Annotated in this window: 18 protein-coding genes, 1 other RNA gene and 3 pseudogenes; 12 read left to right on the top strand and 10 right to left on the bottom strand. The window is 41.9% G+C overall.

All coding sequences use genetic code 11. The annotated features are described in order from the left end of the window. Positions 1–5: 5 nt before the first annotated feature. Together ABEF84_RS05020 and ABEF84_RS05015 are read right to left on the bottom strand one after the other, a co-directional pair. The gene (locus ABEF84_RS05020) at positions 6–170 is read right to left on the bottom strand and encodes a hypothetical protein (protein WP_309294754.1); all 165 of its coding nucleotides are present in this window, start codon (positions 168–170) and stop codon (positions 6–8) included. Positions 171–216: 46 nt separating this feature from the next. Then, positions 217–1,180: pseudogene (locus ABEF84_RS05015) on the bottom strand (IS30-like element IS18 family transposase). 106 nt (positions 1,181–1,286) lie between these two features. Between ABEF84_RS05015 and ABEF84_RS05010 the strand changes: the two are divergent. Further along, positions 1,287–2,114: pseudogene (locus ABEF84_RS05010) on the top strand (IS30-like element ISAba125 family transposase); the annotation flags it as partial. Between the two features lie 246 nt (positions 2,115–2,360). On the opposite strand, the gene ABEF84_RS05005 reads toward ABEF84_RS05010, so the two are convergent. The 4 genes from ABEF84_RS05005 to ABEF84_RS04990 all read right to left on the bottom strand — a co-directional run bounded on the left by ABEF84_RS05005 (position 2,361) and on the right by ABEF84_RS04990 (position 6,567). After that, the gene (locus ABEF84_RS05005; RefSeq protein WP_347454370.1) at positions 2,361–3,305 is read right to left on the bottom strand and encodes a sensor domain-containing diguanylate cyclase; all 945 of its coding nucleotides are present in this window, start codon (positions 3,303–3,305) and stop codon (positions 2,361–2,363) included. A gap of 41 nt (positions 3,306–3,346) precedes the next feature. Further along, a complete protein-coding gene (locus tag ABEF84_RS05000) occupies positions 3,347–4,222 on the bottom strand; it encodes an IS982-like element ISAba825 family transposase (protein WP_000102417.1) in 876 nt (291 codons plus the stop codon). A 274-nt stretch (positions 4,223–4,496) separates the two neighbouring features. Next, positions 4,497–5,831: a Xaa-Pro aminopeptidase gene (gene pepP, locus ABEF84_RS04995; protein WP_034586429.1), complete on the bottom strand. Its 1,335-nt coding sequence runs from the start codon at positions 5,829–5,831 to the stop codon at positions 4,497–4,499. A gap of 97 nt (positions 5,832–5,928) precedes the next feature. Then, a complete protein-coding gene (locus ABEF84_RS04990) occupies positions 5,929–6,567 on the bottom strand; it encodes a UPF0149 family protein (RefSeq protein ID WP_034586426.1) in 639 nt (212 codons plus the stop codon). A 64-nt stretch (positions 6,568–6,631) separates the two neighbouring features. On the opposite strand from ABEF84_RS04990, the gene ABEF84_RS04985 reads away from it, so the two are divergent. The 3 genes from ABEF84_RS04985 to ssrS all read left to right on the top strand — a co-directional run bounded on the left by ABEF84_RS04985 (position 6,632) and on the right by ssrS (position 7,755). Further along, a complete protein-coding gene (locus tag ABEF84_RS04985) occupies positions 6,632–7,189 on the top strand; it encodes a hypothetical protein (protein ID WP_034586423.1) in 558 nt (185 codons plus the stop codon). Further along, positions 7,186–7,473 (top strand): cell division protein ZapA, encoded by a 288-nt coding sequence (locus ABEF84_RS04980; protein ID WP_034586420.1) that lies wholly within the window; start codon positions 7,186–7,188, stop codon positions 7,471–7,473. The genes ABEF84_RS04985 and ABEF84_RS04980 overlap by 4 nt, the downstream gene beginning before the upstream one ends. Before the next feature lie 97 nt (positions 7,474–7,570). After that, positions 7,571–7,755: non-coding RNA, 6S RNA (gene ssrS, locus ABEF84_RS04975), on the top strand. A 68-nt stretch (positions 7,756–7,823) separates the two neighbouring features. On the opposite strand, the gene ABEF84_RS04970 is transcribed toward ssrS, so the two are convergent. Both ABEF84_RS04970 and ABEF84_RS04965 read right to left on the bottom strand, forming a co-directional pair. Beyond that, the gene (locus tag ABEF84_RS04970; protein ID WP_347473786.1) at positions 7,824–8,216 is read right to left on the bottom strand and encodes a hypothetical protein; all 393 of its coding nucleotides are present in this window, start codon (positions 8,214–8,216) and stop codon (positions 7,824–7,826) included. A 135-nt stretch (positions 8,217–8,351) separates the two neighbouring features. Then, complete coding sequence (locus ABEF84_RS04965; RefSeq protein ID WP_034586414.1) at positions 8,352–9,602, bottom strand: YncE family protein; 1,251 nt, start codon at positions 9,600–9,602, stop codon at positions 8,352–8,354. A gap of 238 nt (positions 9,603–9,840) precedes the next feature. Between ABEF84_RS04965 and ABEF84_RS04960 the strand changes: the two genes are divergently transcribed. Beyond that, positions 9,841–10,467 carry a 5-formyltetrahydrofolate cyclo-ligase gene (locus ABEF84_RS04960; RefSeq protein WP_052127902.1) on the top strand — a complete coding sequence of 209 codons (627 nt, stop codon included), beginning with the start codon at positions 9,841–9,843 and terminating at the stop codon, positions 10,465–10,467. Between the two features lie 114 nt (positions 10,468–10,581). Further along, entirely contained in the window at positions 10,582–13,008 is a 2,427-nt protein-coding gene (gene lon, locus ABEF84_RS04955; RefSeq protein WP_034586412.1) for an endopeptidase La, read from the top strand. A 70-nt stretch (positions 13,009–13,078) separates the two neighbouring features. Here lon and ABEF84_RS04950 read toward each other — a convergent pair whose 3' ends face one another. Next, positions 13,079–14,026: a M28 family peptidase gene (locus tag ABEF84_RS04950; RefSeq protein WP_034586409.1), complete on the bottom strand. Its 948-nt coding sequence runs from the start codon at positions 14,024–14,026 to the stop codon at positions 13,079–13,081. 152 nt (positions 14,027–14,178) lie between these two features. Between ABEF84_RS04950 and rlmH the strand changes: the two genes are divergently transcribed. The 5 genes and pseudogenes from rlmH to ABEF84_RS04925 all read left to right on the top strand — a co-directional run. Next, positions 14,179–14,661, top strand: a complete 483-nt coding sequence (gene rlmH / locus ABEF84_RS04945; RefSeq protein WP_034586406.1) for a 23S rRNA (pseudouridine(1915)-N(3))-methyltransferase RlmH — start codon at positions 14,179–14,181, stop codon at positions 14,659–14,661. A gap of 122 nt (positions 14,662–14,783) precedes the next feature. Beyond that, positions 14,784–15,560: a class III extradiol ring-cleavage dioxygenase gene (locus tag ABEF84_RS04940; RefSeq protein WP_347453762.1), complete on the top strand. Its 777-nt coding sequence runs from the start codon at positions 14,784–14,786 to the stop codon at positions 15,558–15,560. A gap of 177 nt (positions 15,561–15,737) precedes the next feature. Continuing rightward, entirely contained in the window at positions 15,738–16,202 is a 465-nt protein-coding gene (locus tag ABEF84_RS04935; protein ID WP_347455615.1) for an META domain-containing protein, read from the top strand. 93 nt (positions 16,203–16,295) lie between these two features. Further along, positions 16,296–17,159: an IS982 family transposase gene (locus ABEF84_RS04930; protein ID WP_004679438.1), complete on the top strand. Its 864-nt coding sequence runs from the start codon at positions 16,296–16,298 to the stop codon at positions 17,157–17,159. 17 nt (positions 17,160–17,176) lie between these two features. Then, a pseudogene (locus tag ABEF84_RS04925) lies at positions 17,177–17,494 on the top strand (DUF4377 domain-containing protein); the annotation flags it as partial. Between the two features lie 69 nt (positions 17,495–17,563). On the opposite strand, the gene gdhA reads toward ABEF84_RS04925, so the two are convergent. Then, on the bottom strand, positions 17,564–18,907 hold the full coding sequence (gdhA, locus tag ABEF84_RS04920) for an NADP-specific glutamate dehydrogenase (protein WP_347453760.1): 1,344 nt from the start codon (positions 18,905–18,907) through the stop codon (positions 17,564–17,566). A gap of 347 nt (positions 18,908–19,254) precedes the next feature. Here gdhA and ABEF84_RS04915 point away from each other — a divergent pair, with 347 nt between their 5' ends. Next, positions 19,255–20,046, top strand: coding sequence for an RnfABCDGE type electron transport complex subunit B (locus ABEF84_RS04915; RefSeq protein WP_347453759.1), 792 nt, complete (start codon positions 19,255–19,257; stop codon positions 20,044–20,046). Positions 20,047–20,052: the final 6 nt, after the last annotated feature.

Below are 20,052 nucleotides of genomic sequence, written 5' to 3'. Positions count from 1 at the left end.
AAAAATCATAGTGATTGAATTAAACAACGCATTTTATAGCCTCCTGTTCGGTCGAAGCCATTTGCCTGATAAAAGGAAACGGTTTGATCAAATTCAGGAACTGGAGGCGTACATAATTCGATGCATTTCCAACCCACCTGTTTTGCGTAATACTTAATAGCTGCAAGCATCTCATGGCCTATATGCTCTGAACGATATTCAGGAAGTACGGCAGATTCAAGCGGCAAGTGCAACAGTATAAAAACCAGCCATAACTTCACTCGGTGTATACCAACCTAGCGTTTTTCTAGGACGATGGTTGAGTGCAAATTCTATCTGCTCTATTTGTTCGTTTGACACGTCATCAAACGATGATGATTTTGGCAGATATTGACGGATTAAACCATTCGTATTTTCATTTCTAGCTCGCTGAATAGACTTGTAAGGATCAGCAAAATACGTCTCTATCCCGGCATCAGTAATTCTTTTGTGTTCGGAAAATTCTTTACCATTATCAAATGTCACACTATAAGCATGGCTCATTCGTAAACGATCTAACGCACAAGTAATCGTTTGAGAGGATGCTCTCGTTGATCCTAAATGAACAATATGTACATACAGGCTCTTTCGATCAACAAGGGTTAATAAAGCACCTTTATGATGTTTACCAATCACCGTGTCACCTTCGAAATCTCCTAAACGTTGTCGTTGATCAATGACCTGGTCTCGACAGTGAATACTTGTTTTTATCAATGATTTGCCCCCTACGATCCGTGTTTTTGTAACCTCGTTTTCGATATTTCTTCTGATGCCTTAAGTGTAGATGGAGTTTACCGCCTTTTGATTTATCTTGATAAATGTACTGGTAAATCCACTCATGTGAAGGTACATCCAGCCAACCGCGTTGTGTTAAAGCACCTGAAATTTGTTCTGGTGACCAGTCCAAGCCAATTAAATAATCAATATAGGCGAAGGCAAATGCTGTCATTGATGAGGAAGGACGGTACCGTCTTTGACTTGCAAATTTAGCTGCCTGTTGAGCCCTATATCCACGTTGCCCAGTATTTCTTTTTAATTCACGGTAGATGGTTGATCGTGAACGCCCTAACTCCCGAGCAAGGTTAGCGATTGAGCTTTTACTTTTCAAAGTAGCATAAATTTCGTATCTTTCATCTTGAGAAAGTTGGGTGTATTTCTTCATTGTGTGCTTTCCAATTGCGAGTTGAAAAAGTCTAATGATTCTATGAATACACCTAACTTTTTCAACTAACTACAAATGTGTCGCACTTGGGATTTGAATCTGCGCCTTCGCTAGACGTAGACGTGGTCACAGAAAACTCAAAATCGACTCAATCCTCTGGAGATTTATTGTTGAAGCGATCCGTTGTTTATGGTCTCCTCAGCAAATATCGAAGCGTTTAAAGACATTTTCTGATTTGGATCAAACAATGAATGTAAGCCATACAACGATTTACTCAACTATACGAGCATTACCAAAGGGTGAGTTGAAAAAAGACTTATTATCCTGTCTGCGTCATGAAAATAAAAAGCGAAAAGCTAACGGTGAATCTAAAAAAGATTCTATATTACAGGATATTAAAACTATTCATGAGCGCCCAGCTGAAGTTCAAGAAAGAAAAATACCGGGTCATTGGGAGGCCGATTTAATTAAAGGTAAAGACAATAAAAGTTCGATAGCAACACTTATTGAACGAAATACACGGCTCTGTATCTTGGCAACATTACCTGATGCAAAGGCAGAATCAGTGCGCAAGGCTTTAACTGAAGCTCTGAAATATTTACCTGCAGAACTGCGTAAAACGTTGACCTATGACCGTGGACGTGAGATGTCAGAACATAAAATACTCGAAGAAGATTTAGGCATAGATGTATATTTCTGTGACCCACATTCACCATGGCAAAAAGGCACATGCGAAAATATGAATGGTTTAATTAGGCAATATTTACCTAAAGGGATTGATTTAAATCAGGCAGATCAGCATTATTTAAATCAAGTTGCCATGTCACTGAATACTCGTCCTAGAAAAGCGTTAGATTGGCTTACACCATTAGAGAAGTTTGCTCAGCTTGTTGATTATCATAAGGCTTTTGAAACTGTCGCACCTCATGTTTGAATTCGCCATTTTTGATTAATTCTCACCCAAGATTATGCGAGCTTTAGCGGAACGAATATGTAGTCTTGATGCTAAAAAATCCCTTTTCTGTGTAGATCTATGTTGAATAAATGTCATGTTATAAATGACAAATTTTAATTACGTTAGTTTTCTTTGATTACTTAGAGCTCTAAGTAATCTGGATATTTTTATTGCTAATAATGATCCTCTTTAATCCTTTCTAAAAGATCATTTCTTACATAAAAATTAACCATTCAACAATTTGGCCTGTTTCTTATGCGCATACATCTTCTTATCCGCCTCAATTAAAACCTCATGCAAATCAGTGGTTAATTGACGGGCAGCAAAGCCTATCGCAACATGAATATCCGCAGCAGAAAACATCTCGGTCAGACGTTGATATAAAACTGCCGCATCTGCTGCTTTGGTTTCAGGACATAAAATCGTGAATTCATCCCCGCCGATCCGTGCGATCACATCATTCACCCGCATATGCTCTACCAGCAAATCTGCAGTACGCTGAATGAGTTGATCTCCCGCATCATGTCCAAACTGATCATTGACCTGTTTTAAATCATTCAAATCGATACTGAATATCGAAGCAGGTAGACCGTAACGCTGACAGCGCCCTTCCTCAGCTTCCAATAACTGATCCCAAGCCCGGCGGTTATATAACCCAGTGAGACTGTCGGTAAGCGCTTCCACCTCATAACGCTCACGTAAACGGCGCTGTTTATTTTCCCGCAATTCACTTTGCAGAATCGAGCTTAATAAACTACCCAACAACTCAACCAGTGCTGCATCTTTGATGATTTCTTCAGAGTGCGGTTCATTATCAATTGCACAAATAGTTCCGAATATTGAACCATCTTCTAGATAAAGAGGTTCCCCAATATACGATTTAATCGATAAGGTCTTGGCGATTTTCGCCTTGGCATACAGCTCAATTTGCTCAGAACATGGTGCAATTTTAGGCGTGGCGCCCTGCACCATGTGATAGCAAAAAGAATCCGCCCAACGGAAAACATCACCAGGCTTTACCGCATATTTTTCATTTTCAGCCTGCAAGATAATCCAATCCTCATTGTCTAAACGAGTGATCATCCATAACCCGAAACCAAAGTGGTGATGCAAATATTGAAGTACTAATTTTCCTGCTTCTTCAAAATTGTGAAACTTAATGGTGTGCATAAATAACACTCAACTTTATGAGTATTACGCCAATCTCAACTTTAAATAAGCTTTTCAAATTGAATCGGTGAATAACCACATTTTTTATTCATAACGACGCAGACCGTATGTGACAAAATCTTTCTGATAAAACGATGCGATAAGTGCCATAAATCTCTTGCCCTTACTTTTTGAATATTAAAGCGATCAGTTAATTGACCAATGACCGTTTCAATTTTCCTTCGTGCTCTCATAAGCAACCTCATTGATTCTTGAGATCTAGAGTCCGGCATATTCTTTCTTAAAGGAGTTTGTAGATCAACGTACTGAAATTTATAGTATTCTTTCAAGCTGGGTCTTAAGTAACCTTTATCTGCACCTAGTAACCCATGAATATTTTCTGTGATTTCTGGTGCAACATCACGCTCATCTACATTTGCTGGAGCGAAAGTATAGCCAGTAATCATACCCTCCAAATTAATTACAAGATGCCCTTTAAAACCATAGTATTTCTCTTGTTGTGCAGCACAATAACTAAAACCTGCATGTTCTTTGAAATTCTTGTGTCTTTTTGCTCGACTATAACGACAAACAGGTATAGGAAATCCATCAATAAAATGAATATGATCCTGACCATAATGTGCAGTTAATTGGGCTGTGATTTTTTGATGAACTTGCCATAAGTTTGCACAATGCTTACAAAAGTTAGGATATGAACCTAAATGAGGGAACCAACTTAAATAATTGTTTTTAAAAAACATCCATATGCTTTTATCCGTATCCATTTTGAGACACTCACCAACAATTTGCATTGTGATAATTTCAATATCGGTTAAAGCAGGTGGAAAACCACGTTTTCTTAATGGTTCAGAGACTATAGTTGGGTAAATTTCCTCTATGATTAAATAGACAATGATGATAAATTCTTCAGTGGACATAACTGTAATTTTATTTTCATAGACGGATTTAAAATGAGGTTATGTCCTTTTTATTTCAATGACTTAAAAAGTTGAGATTGGCGTGAGTATTGGCAAATACTACTTGGGAGATTTTAATCACTAAATTATATAAGAGTTGAATAGAAAAAATGCCAGATATTTCGAATGATCTTGATCGGGAAATAAAATAACTGAACTTTTAATTTGATCCTTTACACACTATTTTCCTAAACAAAAAAGCCAGTCACGTGACCGGCTTTTTTACAATCCACTTTTAAGCAGCACGGGCTTTAGCTATAAGCGCTTCAATATCTTCTACGGTTTTCACCACTTTTGCGGTTAATACCAGTGGACCATTCTTGGTCGCTACGACATCATCCTCAATCCGGATGCCGATACCACGCCATTTTGGATCAACAGTTTCATCATCCGGAGCGATATACAGTCCTGGCTCTACAGTGACGACCATACCTTCTTCATAAGCACGCCAGTCACCACTGGCTTTATAAGTCCCGACATCATGCACATCCATGCCCAACCAGTGACCGGTACCGTGCATATAGAATTGGCGGAAACTCTCGGTTTCGATAATTTCCTCAATATCACCCTGCATGATGCCTAGATCCAGCAAACCCTGAACCAAGATACGTACCGCAACATTGTGCGGTTCTTTATAAGAATTACCGATTTGAACCGCATTGATTGCGGCAAGCTGCGCATCCAGCACGACATTATATAAAGCTTTCTGTTCTGGACTGAATTTACCATTGACTGGGAAAGTACGGGTAATGTCTGAGGCATAAAACTGATATTCACAAGCTGCATCAATCAGGACCAGATCGCCATCTTTCAGCTCTTTATCATTTTCGACATAGTGCAGAATGCAGGCATTTTCACCGCCGCCAACAATACTGTTATAGGATGGTACACAGCCATTCTTGCCAAAGACATAATTCAGCTCAGCTTCCAGCGCATATTCCATCATGCCCGGACGTACAGTTTGCATTGCACGTGTATGTGCTTCCGCAGAAATATCCGAAGCAATCTGCATCAGTTCGATTTCATTGGCATCTTTATGTAAACGCATTTCATCGACAATACGATCTAGCTGAATCACTTGAGCAGGTGCAGAAGTCCCCCGACGGCTTTCACCATTGGCTTGGGCAATCCATTTCGCGACACGCGCATCAAACTCGGCATTGTGTCCGATGCGATAAAACAGTTTGTCCTTGTTCTGCAGTTTAACCAGAATTTCTTCATCCAGCAGATCAATCGCATAGGCTTCATCTGCTTCATAATCGTCAATGGCACCATCAATGCCAGCCCGGTAACCATTCCAGATTTCCATCTCACGGTTACGCTCACGGCAAAACAGACTGTAGGTGTAGCCTTCTTCTTCGGTATCAAACGTTTCAATGACTGCCACTGCTTCTGGCTCGGCAAAACCGGTCAGGTAGAAGAAACTGCTGTCAGCACGATATTTATAGTCAGCATCACGGTTACGAATCGCGACTGGACTCGTGGCAATAATGGCGATACTGCGTAGCCCCATTTCTCCTGCGAGGATGTCACGGCGTTGCTGAAATTCTGCTTGTGTCAGTTTCTTCATTGGACCTTACTTCTTATCTATGCTGTTGTTCACTATAAAATAATATTCCGGCAAAAGTTAAATCCTACTTACCGGAATATTGAAGCTAAATTAGAGTTTAGCTTGGACGTTTAGGCGAGAAAATCTCCACCACAGATTGCGGCTGGGTATCTGACTCTTTTTTCTCAGTTTGTTCCTGCCCAATAAAATGTTGTAGTAATGGAGTTTCATCCACTTCTACTTTTTTACGGCCCATAGATAGGCTTACCGGAATCAGACGCACAAATTCATACAGTTCCTGATAGCTTTCTTCGCCTTCGGCATCATCATCTGAATCTTCAAATTCGACTGCTGCCACATCCTGTAAATGTTCAATCAGTTCGCGTTCATCACTGCGGATATGACCTGAAGCCAGACCAAAACCAAGTACAACACCGGCACACCAGTCGGCCAATGCCTGTACTCGTTCAGCCAGTGTATGTTCATCATCTGGAAGCAATGGCAGGTAATCCAGCTCATCTTCAGACAATGAGTGGAATACGTCTTCCGCCTCGCCAGTCAACAGATCCAACGCTTCAGGATTAAGCTCAGGAATATCCAGAGTTTCCAGAATCTGTACCCACTCTTCACTGGTCGGTGCCTGAGTGACACAAACGATGCCAGTAAGCAAGCCATGTAACTCGCTTGGGCTGGAAATTTCTTCAATTGATGAAAAATTACGGTGCCAATCTGACCAACCTGAAATATCGTCTTGCATTCGTTTATCCAATCTCTATACTGCTTATATATTACCTTTGTTTGCAATACTGTGCGACCTCGATATGTTAGAAGAATTACAGCGTCTACAAGTGCATATTGGCGTTTTGAAAACGCGACTTGCACAACTGGAAAGTGAAAATTCCAGCTTACGTGAAGAACAAGACTCCTCAGTGAGTCAACATCAAGCCGAAATCAGTCAAAAAAACAGCATTATTAGCCAAAAACAACAAGAAAATGACAGCCTCACCGAACAGCTGGCTGAATCCCGCGCGCAATATCAACAGCTGAATAATGATGCCACTGCACTTGCTGACCGCTATAGCCGTCTGGAAAAAAGCTGTACTGACCTGAAAAACCGCTTTCAGGAAATTCTGGCTGAACGTAACGAACTTCGTGCACTGAAAGAAAAACTGCTACAAGAACAACATCAGTCGCATCAGGAAATCCAGCGCCTGCATCAGGAAACGGATCGTTTAACCCAGAAAAATGAGCATGCCAAAGCCAAGGTTGAAGCGATTATTCAGCGTCTGGCGATTCTGGGTACCGCACAAGATCATCATGCACAGGAAATTCAACAATTGGCCCATCCAACCGAATCGACTGAGGAAGCATCAACATGAGTGAACAGATCACTATTGATTTAAGAGTGCTGGGCCACAGTTTCCGTCTGGCATCTACCGCAGATCAGCGTGAAGAACTGGAACGTGCTGCAGAATTATTGAATGAGAAATACGATGAATTTCGTCGTAAAGCACCACGTATGGAACCAATTAAACTGGTGATTATGGTGGCGCTGGAGCTGATGCAGGAAGTGCTGACCATGAACAAGTCTTTGCAGCAGTACGCACACTGTGAACGTTTGTTACAAACTATTTTAGAAGAGGTTGAGGAACTCGCTGAATAAACAGAATTTTTGTTTAAACTTCATCCGATCAACGGTCAAGTTTACAGTTCCAACACAGCATTCAGTTGTCTCCTAAGCATTATCAGTTATACTAAGTCTAACTCTGGGATGTTCGCCAGCGGGTCAGATTCCCCTGAGCCGATATTTAAATCTTAGGATTGCGTTCTGCATATTTAGAGCGTATGCCCACCTCGAGTGGGAAACCCAGCAAGTATGCGTCGCGTCCACCTTGAACTTTAGGGTTCAAGGGTAATGACATGCAGCGGCATCTCCGGAGTGTCTTTATTTTTCAAATAAAAATCACTTGTTATTAATATTGTTTTTAATAATTCCACCTTTCTTTATCCAATTTAGTTTTCAATTCGCTTAATTTCTCGCGCTAACTCCATATCCATTTCCGGTAATACCTGTCTTAAAAATTGCAATGTAGCAATTGCTTCATCTGTCGTTACAGCCTGAGCTTTAACCAGTTTGTACTGCTCGTCTGCAAGTTGACTCACTATACGCAAATCAGGCTTCTGTCCTTGGCTGAGTTGAGTCGTGATATCTGAAATTTTTAAATAAAGCGCATCTCGTTGCTGGATCAATTCAGGTTCTAATTCTGAAGTTTTTATATCTTCTTCCACGCCTGTAACCATGACCTCAGATTCAGATCTCTGCTGAGTTTCTAAAAGAGGATTTTCTACTTGTGGATTTACTATTCCGCCATTGTCTGCGTTATTTGAATAAAAGATGAATATCAAAGCACCAAAAAAATATCGCTATTATGCCCATCCCCAGCGATTTATTTTTATCTAGCATTTTATGTATCCCAGCAAAATATCTTAAAGCTATCAGCCTTCGACCAATAGCTTTAAGACTTTAAATGAGTTATTGAGTTATGGCGTAGACCAGTCAGCTGGTGCATAACCGATACGGACACGCTGTGGATGGTTGCCTACAGGTACACTTCGAACTTTATGACCTGTAGCAAAATCAATAACTGTGACAACATCTGCCTCACTTTCAGAAATCACACAGTTTTTACCATCTGGACTTACGGTCGCCCAATATGGTTTCCCTGCTGAAATGAGTGGACCTGCTGTTAAAGTTTTACGATCTACAATGGTGGCATAATCATCCATGGTGCCTGCTACACATAATTTTTCTCCATCCTCACTGATTGAAAGTCCGTGATGGCGAGAATCATTGACCCATTTAGTACGGTCACTTGGAATAGTGCTGCTACCTGGCAGCTGGCCAATCTTGGTAATTTTGTCTTGATTTAAATCATATTCAATCAGACCATTAAAGAAAGACACCTGCGCGTAGATTTTGCTTTCATCCTTGCTTAAGACCATTGGACGAACTGAATTAGATAAATCTTTACGACCAAATTTATCTAAAGCTGGACGGAAATCAATTTTCTTCAGTACTTTAAACGTATTGGCATCAGCAATTGTCAGATAGCGTTTACCCTTGGTAAAGTCTTGCCACTGTGCATCTAACGATGTTTCCACATTACCAATGGCAGAGTTTATAATTTTACTGCCTCCATTGAAGTAGATATTTTCATGTGGTTTGTCACCCGTTGCAAAACGTCCAAGCTCCTTACCAGTATTAATATCTAAAACCTGTACGACATTCCCTGAAGATGCTGAAACTGCAATACGCTGCCCATCTGGAGAAACTGCCATATGATCTGCCCGGAAACCTTCTACGGGCTTACGCCAATTAATTTTTCCAGTTTTAATATTGATTGAAACCACATCTGCAAAGCTTGGCCGTGAAGCCACCACCGACTGACCATCCGGAGTGGAATACATATCATCCACTAACTGATCATTACCCTCGCCCGCTGTAGCTTGAATGTAGGTATAGGCAATCAGTTTGATGGGGTTTAGGTGAATTTCTAGTAAGCGCTCTTTGCGATCTGGAATCATATTAATAACACCAATTTTTTCAAAATTACCCGAAGGCTTGATGACCGTCACAGTACCATCCCAATTATTCCCAACAAAAAAGACCTGTTGGGTACCTGGAGGTGCCGGTTGATTCATTGTTGCTGCATAACTTGATGCTGAAATCAGTGCTGCACCGCCAAAAATGAGTTGCATGAACCGTGTCAAAGGTTGGATTTTCCTGGTCATTATTCTAGTCCTTATCATTTTTATATTCTTATTATGTTGAGTATTTGCCAGATGTAACTATGGGCAGACCTCAAGCCCATTCAATATACAAAGGTCTTTTGAAACGGTGTGTAGTTTCCGATAAAGGTTCTTGAACAACTTAGACAGCACCTAGGTATTCTTGATTAAATATCCATTTTTACTTTCCTCCTTTCATCCCTTAAACTAAATCCGCCCTACTAAGTAACTTCTAAAATTTATGACTACGACCATCCCGGAACTTCGCAAACACCTCCGCAAAGCCCGTCGTCGTATATCAAGATTTCAACAAAGAAAGTCGGCCCAGCAGGTACTCAATCTATTCAGGTTAAGGCTGAATCCACAATTTAAATCTGCAAAAAAAATCGGTTTGTATTTAGATGCCTTTGGCGAGATTCATACTCGACTACTCATCGAGTATTGTTTTGCACAAGGCAAACTGGTTTATCTTCCTGTCATTTGTAATATGAATCAGCACCTAGTCTGGGTGCGGATCACTCCACATCAATACCGAAATAAACGCTTTTCCCACCATGGGCTGGGTATGCGGGAACCACTGCAACACCGAGGTGTGCATGTCTCCAAACTTGATCTGTTGATCATGCCTTTACTTGCATGTGACGACCGTGGTACAAGAATTGGTATGGGCGGGGGCTATTATGACCGGACTTTAGCAACGGCGTATAAAAAGCCCTATCGTCTTGGTTTGGCACATGATTTACAAGTGGTTGAAAAAACTTTACCACGTGAGTCTTGGGATCAACCTTTGGATGCCCTATTAACACCAACACGCCTGCTGCGTTTCAAGCGTTATTACGGGCATCCGGATGTACCAAGATCTTTCTAAATCAAATAATTAATCAATAATTATACAATTTCATCTGCACAGCCCTTGTAATTTTGAAATTACCCATCACTATAAAATACATGGCAACACCGTTGTCACTCATTAGGAGTGCCCATGTCTGAAATTATTATGAATGAAGAAAGCTTCGAGCCTCAGGTTCCAAGTGTATTACCACTTTTAGCGCTGCGTGATGTGGTGGTGTACCCACACATGCAAATTGCGCTATTTGTTGGCCGTGAAAAATCGATCAATGCAGTTGATGTGGCTCGTAACAGTGACAATCTAGTATTTGTGGTTGCGCAAAAAGATTCGCTTACAGAAGAAATTGATCACGATAACCTTTATCAATACGGTACTGTCGCGAAGATTGTGCAAGTTGTGAATCATGAGAATGATGAGAACTGTATTAAAGTTCTGATCGAAGGCCTGTATCGTGCCAAATTAACTAAAATCATTGACGACACGAACTACCTGACTGCTGAGCATGAACTCAGTCCAATTACTGTCAATATTGACAAAGATACTCAGGCAACTCGTGTGCAAGAGCTACGTGCCCTGTTTGCTCAATATGCAGAAGCGAAGTTACGTAATGCACGTGAACTGATCGCTGCTGCAAACAAAATTGATGACCTGCTTCAATTACTGTTCTTCGTGGCAACGCGTGTTCCGTTGAATATTGAAGTCAAACAGAAATTCCTTGAGCACGATGAGTTTGAGGCACATCTGAATGAACTCATGACCTATCTGTTACAACAGTCTGAAGAACAACAGATTGAGCAGACTTTGCATGATTCAGTGAAACGCCAGATGGAAAAGAATCAGCGCGAATACTTCCTGAATGAGAAAATGAAAGTCATTCAGCGCGAACTGTCTGACCTGAACGGTGGTGCTGAAGATGATGTGGCTGAGATTGAAAAACGTCTTGCAGAAGCAGACCTGCCTGAGCATGTGCGCAAGAAAGCTGAATCTGAATTCCGCAAACTGAAAGCAATGCAACCTGCTTCAAGTGAAGCGGCTGTAGTTCGCAACTATCTTGAGGTGATCCTGGATACACCTTGGAACAAGGCGAGCAAAGTCAGCATTAACCTGAAGAAAGCACAGGAAATTCTTGATGCGGACCACTATGGTCTGGATGACGTCAAGGATCGCATTGTGGAATATCTTGCAGTTCAGTCTCGCGTAAAAAAACTGCGTGGTCCAATTCTTTGCTTGGTAGGTCCTCCAGGTGTGGGTAAAACTTCACTCGGTGAATCTGTAGCAAAAGCAACTGGCCGTGAGTTTGTGCGTATGGCCCTCGGTGGTGTACGTGACGAAGCTGAAATTCGTGGTCACCGTCGTACCTATATCGGTGCGATGCCAGGTAAGATCGTGCAGTCTCTGACTAAAGTCGGCGTGAAAAACCCACTATTCTTGCTCGATGAGATCGACAAGATGGCTCAGGACTATCGCGGTGATCCAGCTGCTGCTCTGCTTGAAGTACTAGATCCATCACAAAACAACAAGTTCAATGACCACTATCTGGATCTTGACCTTGACCTGTCTGAAGTGATGTTTATCTGTACTGCGAACAGCATGAATATTCCTGAGGCTCTGCTTGACCGTATGGAAGTGATCCGTCTGCCAGGTTATACCGAAGACGAGAAGATCAACATTGCTGAACGCTACCTGGTTCCGAAAGCGATCAAGAACAATGGTCTGCGCAATAAAGAGCTGACTGTGCATGAAGATGCAATTCGTGACATCGTACAACGTTATACCCGCGAAGCTGGTGTTCGTAGCCTGGAACGTGAAATCTCTAAGATTGCACGTAAAGTGGTGAAAGAAGCAGTTAGCAAGAAAGCGAAAAACCTTGAGGTTGACGTGACTTCTGCAAACCTGCCTGACTACCTCGGTCCGCACAAATTCGACTTCGGCATGGCTGAAGAAGAAGCTCAAGTGGGTCGCGTAAATGGTCTAGCATGGACTTCAGTTGGTGGAGAGTTACTGACCATTGAAGTTGCAGCAGTTCCTGGTAAAGGTAAATTCATTACTACCGGTTCACTAGGTGATGTAATGAAAGAGTCAATTACCGCTGCCATGACCGTGGTTCGTACCCGTGCGGATGAACTAGGTATCGAAGCATCACGCTTTGAAGAAACTGATGTACACGTCCACTTGCCAGAAGGTGCAACACCGAAAGATGGTCCATCTGCAGGTCTTGCTTTAACCACTGCCCTAGTATCTGCATTCACAGGTATTGCGATTCGTCCTGACATCGCCATGACTGGTGAAACCAGCTTACGTGGCCGAGCAATGCGTATCGGTGGCTTGAAGGAAAAACTGCTTGCTGCACACCGTGGCGGCATCAAGACTGTGTTTATCCCTCAGGAAAACGTGCGTGATCTGACCGAAATTCCTGAAAATGTGAAGGAAGGTCTGGAAATCAAGCCGGTGAAATCCATCGACGAGATCTTGCCACTGGCTCTGATTTCTATGCCAAAACCTTTGGTGAAAACACCCATCGTGAAAGCACCTGAAGAAGGTAAAGCAGCGCGTCACTAAGTGATCTAGCTAAACAAAAACCCTGCTCCGGCAGGGTTTTTTATTGTTTATTTGAAAAATATCGAATGGTTTAAAGATTCAGAATGGTATCGACCAACCCATCAATCACATAAGTCATTTTTTTTAGGTTAAGTTTATCCAAGGTGTCCTGCTCAGTATGGTCATAAGGATAACGATAATGTGCCGTATCGCTGATCAATACTGTTGGATAATTTTGTCGCGCATAATTCAGATAACCGGAATAATCCATGCTGTGCATAAAGTTTGGGATAATAAAACGCTCACAATCCAACCTCTGGCGTCGTTGCATCGCATCACAGAAATCACTGGTCAGTCCCACCGAACTGAGATGCCCAATACTGGCAATAAAATTGGCATGTTTCGGATAGATCCATTTCAACCCAGCTGGATAATTCTGTACCAGATTTTCGTCATAGTAACCAATCGAATCCAGCACAAATACACCTTTAACCTTCTGCTTGCTCTTTTTTAAGGATTTGGCATGAAGATAACTGCCCATATGTTCAGTTTTGAAATAAGGTGGTTCTTCCAGCGTATAAAACACAAATTCGATATTATTTTTCAGTTTGTTTTTTTGCAGACTGAGCAGACGTGCCGTTTCCAATACTCCAACCACACCCGAAGCATTGTTATTTGCTCCCAAAGTATTGGCGAATACATCATAGTGCGCCCCAACCACAATAGAACTCCCGGCTTTGGCATTTAACTTACAGATCAGGTTTCGATAACTTAGGCTATTCACCTGATAGCCCTGATACTCACATGGCACACCGAAACGGCGCATCTGCTCTTTCAGCCAGGCCGAAACCCGGTTCAGTTCAGCTATATTTTTATGGTTCCGAAATTCATCGAGACTTAAAATCTGGCTAAAAAATAGCTCCAGATTTGCCACCTGTGCATTTCGCTCTGGATTCGCCCAAGTCCAGCCTGGAAAGATCAATGAGAGACTAATCAATAACCCTAAAAAACTTCTTCTTAAAATCGCTGCAATCCGCATTTGTTATTATCCATATCCTGATCAAGCGGAAACTTGACTCTGTCTATATATGCAGCAGCAGATTTTCCAATTCAATTTCAATTTGTTTACAGACTCAACTTCATGTTGTTTCATCGTTATAATGGGCCTCTCCTGAACAAAATGAAGTCTGTATGAAAATCCGTATTCTGACCATCGGTCAAAAAATGCCTAGCTGGGTACTCACTGGTTTTGAAGATTACTTCAAGCGTATACAGCCTTTTGTTCAGACTCAGATACTTGAGCTGCCGATGGCCAAACGCGGCAAAAATGATTCGGAAGCCGATATCCTGAAATATCGCAATATTGAAGGTGAAAGCATTTTAAATGCCCTCAAGCCAAATGAAACCCTAATTGCGCTTGAAGTGGGTGGTCGTGAATTCAGCACCGAAAAACTGGCAGAAACCATGAAAGGCTGGATGCTGGAAGGCAATGATGTGGCACTAGCCATTGGCGGACCGGATGGTCATTCTGAAGCAGTACGTAAAGCAGCCGCATGGCACTGGTCACTCTCCAAACTGACCCTGCCACATCCACTAGTCCGTGTGATGCTGATTGAACAACTGTACCGTGCGATGAGTATTAACAACAATCATCCCTACCATCGTGCAGGCTAGGCAGAATGGACAGTGTTCCATTTCTGCAACGTATTGTTGGACAAGAGTGACTCCCCTATAGCCTGCATTTCATGCATTATTAATCTACTTTCTTTGAATTATTTCCAGTTGTGGCCTGAACTATGAATCTACAAACGCTTCCCGGCTTATTTATCTCACATGGCTCACCGATGCTTGCCCTGAATCCTGAGCAAGTCGGCCCGGCGCTGGAACGTTTGAGTATTAACCTACCCCGCCCACAGGCCATTATTGTCATGTCGGCACACTGGGAAAGTAATGCTCTGGAAGTAAATACTGGAATTCGCCCAGAAACCTGGCATGACTTCCGTGGTTTCCCGCCACAGCTTTATCAGATGCGCTACCCGGCACCGGGTGAACCCGAACTGGCAGAAAAAATTTTAGGCATGCTCTCTGAAGCCGGTTTGCATGCCTATGCCAACAATACCCGCCCAAATGATCACGGGGTCTGGATGCCACTGCTACACATGTATCCTGAAGCGGATATTCCGGTGGTTGGTATTTCCCTGCCTATGAGCAGGACTGCACATGATATCTATCGGATTGGCCAGACACTGGCACCATTACGTGAACAGCAAATTCTGCTGATTGGTTCAGGCAGCATTACCCATAACCTACGTGAATTGGATCGTACCGGTCAGGCGGCGACTATACCGGAATGGGCCTCAACCTTCCGCAACTATGTGGTCAGCAAACTCAATCACAGCGATTATGAAGCGGTGCTGGACTGGCCTAACCTTCCTTATCTGCAACGCAACCACCCGACGCTAGAACACTTCGCCCCACTGTTCTTTTCCATGGGCACAGGCACACGTTTTAGTCTGGTGCATAGCAGTTTTAGCATGGGTTCACTCGGGATGGATATTTACCGTTTTGACTAAAACGGTTTGTTCCATACAAACCTTGATCTGGGCTGTATTAATTTCTTATTATCTGTTTTTTCCTGCCTAAAATTTGGATACATTTTGCTACCAAAATCTTCAAAATGTATTCATATCTTTTAAAAATGAATAGGTTAAGCTTCAAGCTGTTTAACTTACTTCATGATTATTCATTCAATGAAATTAAAATATTTATTTGCGCTTGTTCTTCCTTTTAGTCTGGCTGCCTGCCAATCCAATGATGTGCAAAAAGTGGGAGATCTCGCTGTGTCTGTACTCCAACAGCAAAATGCTGCAAAAACCCTAACCGCCTATGAATGGCATCTGGATACCGGAGCAACTGATCATCTAGTGTTGAGTTTCCATAAAGACAATCGTTTTAGTGTGAAAACCATGTGTAACAGTTTAGGTGGAAGCTGGAATATCAACGCTGATAAACTGGAAACGGGCACAGTCATTTCCACCATGAAAGCCTGCACCCCTGAAGCCATGCAGCAGGAAAAGCTAGCGGGTGAAATCTTTGATAATCACCAGCTTCCCTTTAACCTGAATGCGACTGATACCGAAGCACCAACTTTAACTATTACCGCGAATAATCAGCAGTATGTTCTACACGGTAAAATGACACCAGAAACTAAATAACCTGAGTTCGATATAAAAAAAGAGTAGAAAAAAAGCCCTGTTTTTGTAACATATTGGTTCTCAAGACAAAATGTTATAAAACAAGGCTTCTCAATGGATCATATTACCGAATTATTTTGTATTTTGGATGATTTCTGCAAAAAATTTAATGAATCTTTAGAGAAAGCTTTAATTTCTAATCAAAAAACCAGGTTGAAAAAGTCAGCTTTAAGCTTGTCTGAAGCAATGACCATTGTCATTTTATTTCATCAATCCGGTTTTAGATTCTTCAAATATTTTTATTGCCAAATGATCGTTCCATTCTGGAAATCTGCTTTTCCTAAACTGCTTAGCTACAACCGATTTATTGAAATCATGCCCCGTTGTTTGCAAGCTCTGAGTAGCTTCTTCCATCAGGTGAAAGGAAAAGATACGGGAATCAGTATCATTGACTCCACTAAATTGGTAGTTTGCCATAATCTTCGGATTAAAAGGCATCGTGTATTTAAAGGCTTGGCCGGTCGTGGAAAAAGTAGTACGGGTTGGTTTTATGGTTTTAAATTACATCTCGTTATCAATAATTTAGGTGAAATTATTAATCTCAAGCTGACATCGGGAAATGTTCATGATGTTGCTATATTAGAATCTTTAACTCAAGAATTAAAAGGGATCCTACTCGGAGACAAAGGCTATTTAAGCAAAGCAAAAGCCGAAGCTTTAGCAGCAAGAGGACTGAAAATATTGACCCCATCACGTCGGAATATGAAAAATAAACCCATCCAAACTGAAGAAGAAAAACAATTACTTTGCAGAAGAGGATTGATCGAAACAGTGAATGATCAATTAAAAAATTTACATCAACTTGAACATTCACGTCATCGTTCGGTAAATAACTTCATGGTGAATATCATGGCTGCTGTAGTGGCTTATTGTTTGAACCCCAATAAGCCAACTTTCCAAAATATGCTAAAAGGTTAAGTGGATTTCATCGAACTCAGGTTAAATATAATGGTGAAGCTGAAATCGTTTTCCTGGAAATTGCACCAGAAACCAAACCATGTACCGGTGTTGTACCGCAAACCTGTCTACAGGTTCGTGAAATCAAATATAACGAGCAAGGCTTAAAAACGCAGGTAGATAAAAACTGGACGCTGTTCCATGACCAGATTAAAGGTTTTCAGCATAGTCCGAATGAACGCCAGATCATTCGGGTAAAGCGTTTTGAGGTTAAGAACCCTGCCGCAGACCAATCTAAGTATGTCTATATTTTTGATCTGGCTGTGGAACGGGAAGCTGTGAAAGGTTCTCTTTAATAATTTTCAATAAATATAAAAAAACCGGAGCAATCACTCCGGTTTTTTAAGCTTAGTCTAAGTTAGAACTTAGAATACGCCTTGCGAAAGCATTGCATCAGCAACTTTCACGAAGCCAGCGATGTTTGCGCCGTCTACGTAGTTTACAGTACCATCTTCTTTAGTACCGTATTTCACACAGTTGCGGTGAATTTCTTTCATGATTGCGTGCAGACGTTCGTCAACTTCTTCGAAAGTCCAACCTAAACGCAGAGCGTTTTGAGACATTTCCAAACCAGAAGTTGCTACACCACCCGCGTTAGAGGCTTTACCTGGAGCGTAAAGGATTTTCGCTGCAACGAATTTTTCAACTGCTTCAAGTGTAGAAGGCATGTTTGCACCTTCAGCAACACAGATTGTACCATTTGCAAGAAGTTTGTCTGCATCAGCACCATCCAACTCGTTTTGAGTTGCACATGGAAGCGCGATATCACATTTGATACCCCAAGGACGTTGACCTTCCAGGTATTCAAAACCGTGAGCAGCAGCAAATTCAGAGATACGGCCACGTTTCACGTTTTTCAGTTCCATCACTTCAGCAAGAAGTTCAGTAGTGAAACCGTCTTTCACGTAAACAGTACCGTTAGAGTCAGAAAGTGAAACCACTTTCGCCCCCAGGAACATTGCTTTTTCAGCAGCGTACTGAGCCACGTTACCAGAACCAGAAATCGCTACGATTTTATCTTTGAAGCTGTCGCCACGAGTTTTCAGCATTTCTTCAGCGAAGTACACAGTACCGTAACCAGTTGCTTCTGGACGAGCCAGTGAACCACCGAAAGTCAGACCTTTACCAGTGAATACACATGAAGTGTCATTGCTGAGTTTTTTCATCATACCAGCCATGTAACCAACTTCACGGCCGCCCACACCGATATCACCCGCAGGAATGTCAGTGTTAGAACCAAGATGACGATAAAGCTCGATGATCAACGCTTGGCAGAAACGCATGATTTCGCCTTCTGACTTGCCTTTAGGGTCGAAGTCAGAACCACCTTTACCACCGCCCATAGGCAGCGTAGTCAAGGCATTTTTGAAAGTTTGTTCAAAGCCCAGGAATTTCAGGATAGACAGGTTCACTGATGGGTGGAAACGCATACCACCTTTGAATGGACCAATCGCTGAGTTGTATTGTACGCGGAAAGCACGGTTCACTTGTGTTTGACCTTGGTCATCTACCCAAGCAACACGGAACTGGATTGCGCGTTCTGGTTCAACTAGACGTTCTAGTAAGCCGTGAGCTGCGTATTGTGGGTTCTTTTCAATGAACGGCCACAAGCTTGTCATCACTTCTTCTACAGCTTGAAGAAATTCTGGTTGATGTGCATCACGTGATTTAACGTAATCTAGGAACTCATTAAGTGTTTTGTATTTCAACGCTTAATCCTCAGCAGAAAATGGATCAAAATTGGTCAAATTTACAATCAATGTTAAATTTTGGCGCAAAATATTAAATATCTTTTGTAACTAATCCACAATAGGTTTTTTCAAAAAAATTGAAAATTAATTTTATAACAATCATTTATATTTATTATGAATCAAATTAACATCTTCAAAAAACTCAGTTTAATCAAAGTTTAATTGTTATTTTATGCCTTAAAATAATGCAGTTTGTGTACCTAAATCGGGCACAACTTTAGTGTTAAAAAACATGTTAATATTTATATTCAGACATATTTTGTTTCACCTCTTGCAATGCTCATTATGAGCGGCTTTGACTTAACATGAATTCGCAGATCTCTCTCATCCAGTCCATTGATGCTTTATTGCCCCAAACCCAGTGCGGTTTATGTGGTCATCGTGACGGCTGCCTGCCCTATGCCCAAGCCATTGCCGGAGGAGAAGATGCCAATAAATGTGTTCCGGGTGGACAATCTGTCGCGGATGCCCTTGCCAAATTACTGAATCGTCCACGTCTCGAAGCGGAAAAAAGTGTCTGGCCGATTCAGGCTGATGGTCGCCCGCAGCGTATGAAAGCAGTCATCCGTGAAGATGAATGCATTGGCTGCACCAAATGCATTAATGCCTGCCCGGTGGATGCCATTATTGGTTCGGGTAAGCTGATGCATACCGTATTGACCGATCTATGCACTGGTTGTGAACTGTGTATCCCACCGTGCCCAGTCGATTGTATTGATTTGGTCGAAGATATCCAGCCACTCATGACTGAGGAGCAGCGCATCGAAGAACAGAATGACCTGCGCCGCCGTTATTACGCCCATATCCAGCGTGAAGAAAAACGCCGCATCAACCGTAAAGGTCCGGTGGTACGCGCCGAAATCAATACCGAACTGTTTGCTGAATTCTCGGCGCATAGTACCCATGTACCCGTGATTGAAGTGGTAGAAAAACCAGCAGAAACCATCGTCACGATAGATGCACAGACTACAATTCAACTGGCCAAACTTCGTACTCAGATTAAGAAACTGGAAAAACAGCTGTCGGTACGTGAAGATGCCCGTAAACGTGCTCAGCTTGAAGAACTAACTCAGCAACTCCAGGATTTACAGGGATAAGACATT

Origin of the sequence: Acinetobacter sp. ANC 7912 (genome assembly GCF_039862785.1) — a bacterium.
In the GTDB taxonomy this organism is placed as follows: Bacteria; Pseudomonadota; Gammaproteobacteria; order Pseudomonadales; family Moraxellaceae; genus Acinetobacter; species Acinetobacter thermotolerans.
Note: the sequence above shows the minus strand (reverse complement) of the source record. Positions and strands in the feature narration are given on the sequence as shown.